The 1,686-nt window shown below is 67.6% G+C and carries 1 protein-coding gene; it reads left to right on the forward strand.

Annotation, left to right across the window (positions count from 1 at the left end; genetic code table 11):
• Window positions 1-5: 5 nt before the first annotated feature.
• Window positions 6-1,667 (forward strand): ISAzo13 family transposase, encoded by a 1,662-nt coding sequence (locus tag ABH925_RS37625; protein WP_370156138.1) that lies wholly within the window; start codon window positions 6-8, stop codon window positions 1,665-1,667.
• Window positions 1,668-1,686: the final 19 nt, after the last annotated feature.

The raw sequence follows: 1,686 nt of genomic DNA on the forward strand, positions 1-1,686 counted from the left end.
TGTCGCTGGCTGCGAAGTTCGGTGCACTCCTGCCGCATCTGGACGAGCGGCAGCGGCGTCTGCTGCTGGGAGCCGAGGCGCGGACCCTTGGGCATGGCGGGATCAGGCGGGTGGCCAGGGCAGCCGGGGTGCGCGAGGGGACCGTCTCACGGGGTGTGAGTGAACTCGACTCCGGCCAGGAGCCGTTGGGGCGGGTGCGCCGAGAAGGCGGGGGCCGCAAGCGCCTGACCGACCTGAACCCGCAGTTACGAACTGCACTGCTGGCCCTGGTCGAGCCCGAGACGCGCGGCGATCCGATGTCACCGCTGCGGTGGACGACGAAGTCAACCCGCAACCTGGCCCGCGAACTGACCGCCCAGGGCCACCGCGTCTCCGCCGACACGGTCGCCGCACTGCTGCGCGAGGAGGGCTTCAGCCTCCAGGGCAACGCCAAGACCCTGGAAGGCAAACAGAACCCCGACCGAGACGCGCAGTTCCGCTACATCAACGAGCAGGTCAAGACACATCAGAGCGTCGGCGACCCGGTCATCAGCGTCGATACCAAAAAGAAGGAACTGGTCGGCCCCTACAAGAACGGCGGCCGCGAGTGGGAGCCCGGCGGCGAGCCGGTCCAGGTCGACACCCACGACTTCCCCGACCGCGTCCTGGGCAAAGTGGTGCCGTACGGCATCTACGACATGGCCACGAACACCGGCTGGGTCAACGTCGGCACCGACCACGACACCGCCGCCTTCGCCGTCGAGTCGATCCGCCGCTGGTGGAACAGCGTGGGAAGCACCACCTACGGTGGCGCGCGGCGGCTGCTGATCACCGCCGACGCCGGCGGGTCCAACGGCTACCGCACCCGCACCTGGAAGACCCAGCTCGCCCAACTCGCCACCGAGACCGGACTGCAGATCACCGTCTCGCACCTACCGCCGGGCACATCCAAGTGGAACCGGATCGAGCACCGGCTCTTCTCCCACATCACCATGAACTGGCGCGGCAGGCCCTTGACCAGCCACGACGTCGTCATCCAGAGCATCGCGGCGACTACCACTCGCACCGGCCTGACCGTGCACGCCCAGCTGGACACCGACACCTACCCCACCGGAATCCAGGTCAGCGACGAAGAAATCGCCGCCCTCCCCCTCACCCGGCACCGCTTCCACGGCGACTGGAACTACACCCTCGCCCCCCGACCGACCCAGGACTCGACCCCCACCGACGACAACACAAGCGAACCGCACCAAGCCGAACCACATCAGCTGACACCACACTCACTGCAGGACCCCGAGCTGACCGGCATGACCCACCAGGAGCTCAGCGAACTGATCGACGCGCTGACTCCCGCGCTGGCGGCGCAACGCGAGACCACGCTCCGCACGCACCGCGGCCACGAACGCCTCGCCGCCCCCGGTACCGGTGCCAAAGCCAAACTCACCCCGGCCGACCGGATCCTCGCGACAGTGCTCTACCTGCGAAAACTCGCCACCACGGACCTCCTCGGCCAACTCTTCGGAGTCACCGCCATGACCATCAGCCGCGTGACCCGGGAAGTCCGCCCGCTCCTGGAAGCACACGGCCAACACATCACCCCTTCCACCGCCCGCTTCCGCACACCCACCGACATCGCGGCGTTCCTCAACCCTGACGCCGCCCAAAACAAGATCCAACAAGCGTGTTAATTACCTGCAAGCCCTAACT

Origin of the sequence: Streptacidiphilus sp. EB129, from assembly GCF_041262645.1 — a bacterium.
Classification (GTDB): Bacteria; Actinomycetota; Actinomycetes; order Streptomycetales; family Streptomycetaceae; genus Streptacidiphilus.